The sequence below is a fragment of the Macrococcus sp. CoH-51_TC_04 genome, from assembly GCF_058188655.1.
The window spans coordinates 1-1469 of record NZ_JBVGOY010000032.1 but is presented as its reverse complement, the minus strand read 5'-3'; the positions used below and the strand labels follow the sequence as shown (position 1 = coordinate 1469).

2 protein-coding genes are annotated in these 1469 nt (G+C 28.3%); one reads left to right on the top strand and one right to left on the bottom strand.

Annotated features, from left to right (window positions below; translation table 11 throughout):
• Positions 1–131: 131 nt before the first annotated feature.
• On the top strand, positions 132–833 hold the full coding sequence (locus ACZ2V4_RS11630) for a DUF3427 domain-containing protein (protein ID WP_490514942.1): 702 nt from the start codon (positions 132–134) through the stop codon (positions 831–833).
• Here ACZ2V4_RS11630 and ACZ2V4_RS11625 read toward each other — a convergent pair.
• Positions 830–1222: a (deoxy)nucleoside triphosphate pyrophosphohydrolase gene (locus tag ACZ2V4_RS11625; RefSeq protein WP_490514941.1), complete on the bottom strand. Its 393-nt coding sequence runs from the start codon at positions 1220–1222 to the stop codon at positions 830–832. The genes ACZ2V4_RS11630 and ACZ2V4_RS11625 overlap by 4 nt on opposite strands.
• Between the last annotated feature and the right edge of the window lie 247 nt (positions 1223–1469).

Below are 1469 nucleotides of genomic sequence, written 5' to 3'. Positions count from 1 at the left end.
ACATACTGAGTGAATCCCTAGGATTCTATATGAACTAGATTTGTCAGGGTGGCTAACTTGTAATTGCAATTTAGAATGTACTTATAAATAATAAATCATCTACAAAAAATATAAAATATTTATTTAAAGAAATGCTTTCAATTGAATTAGATAAATCATCTATTGAAAAGATAGAATATTCTATCGAAAGGTTAACAAAATTAAAGTATAAAAAACAACCTTTTTTACATTTAACAAATTACGAAATAACTCTAGATAAAAATTTTAAAGTTGATGATGATGTAAGGTTGATATTAAAAGATTATCTACAATATGGATTTTTTACATACAAGAAAGAATTTGAGCCTAAATTAATTAATAGAGAAATAGATTTATATTTGTATGAGCAGTATAAGAGGACAGATGTTCTAGCTTTAATTGGATATAATAAGGCAATTGATTCATTACGTGAAGGAGTTCTGCAGTATAAAGGTAACTATTATTTATTTGTTAATTTATTTAAGGATGAAGAAGCGAAAGAAAATAAGTTAAACTATCAAGATTATTTTATTAATAATTCTAAGTTTCATTGGCAATCTCAAAATCAAACAAGTCAGAGTTCTCCAACAGGACAAAATTTAATACATCATGTAAAAAATAATAAGAAAGTTCATTTGTTTGTTAGAAGAGAAAAGAAAGAAGAAGGAGTAGTAATGCCATTTTACTACGTAGGGGAATTAGAATTTGTAAGTGCGTCAGGGAATAAGCCCATTTCTATCGAATGGAACTTAAAAAAAGAAATTCCAATGAAATTACTTAATGAATTCACTGTAAATAATGAAGGACGCTATTAAGCGTTCTTCATTATTTTTTTCACTGCTTCAACATCAGCAGGCGCCCATTTAATTGTATCTAATTCACTTGGCGTTAACCATTTCATATCAACGTGTTCTTCTAATACAATCTGGTCATTTAACATTTCAGCATAGAATGTTGTTAATTCTATAGTTGCAAAGTCATATTCGTGCACAGTTGTTACAATTTTCTTACCAACAGAGATCTCACATTGCATTTCTTCCATCAATTCACGTATCAATGCCTCTTCTGATGTTTCATTCCTTTCAATTTTTCCACCTGGGAATTCCCACATTAGAGGTAGCGATGTATGTTCATTTCTTTGAGCACATAAGATTTTACCGTCTTTTACAATTACAGCGCCGACAACTTTAATATACTTTTTCATTAATATCATCCAATCCTAGTTATTTATTAATATTTTAACAAAAATAAAGTGAAATATTAACTATGGTAATTATTACGAAGGGGAGAGGGTGTTATGCAATTAATTTCAACTTTATTTATGCATATCATTGACTTTTTCGTTTTAATTTTTGAGAAAAAACGTAAAAGATAATGCGCTAACCCCATGATATGGGAGTAAAATAAAAACACTTTCGTTGAATTCATATTAAAATGAATTTATACGGAGG

What these genes read in the sequence shown, in the direction of transcription:
- ACZ2V4_RS11630 (WP_490514942.1), top strand. Translation starts at nt 132, where the DNA reads ATGCTTTCAATTGAATTAGATAAATCATCTATTGAAAAGATAGAATAT.
- ACZ2V4_RS11625 (WP_490514941.1), bottom strand. Translation starts at nt 1,222, where the DNA reads ATGAAAAAGTATATTAAAGTTGTCGGCGCTGTAATTGTAAAAGACGGT.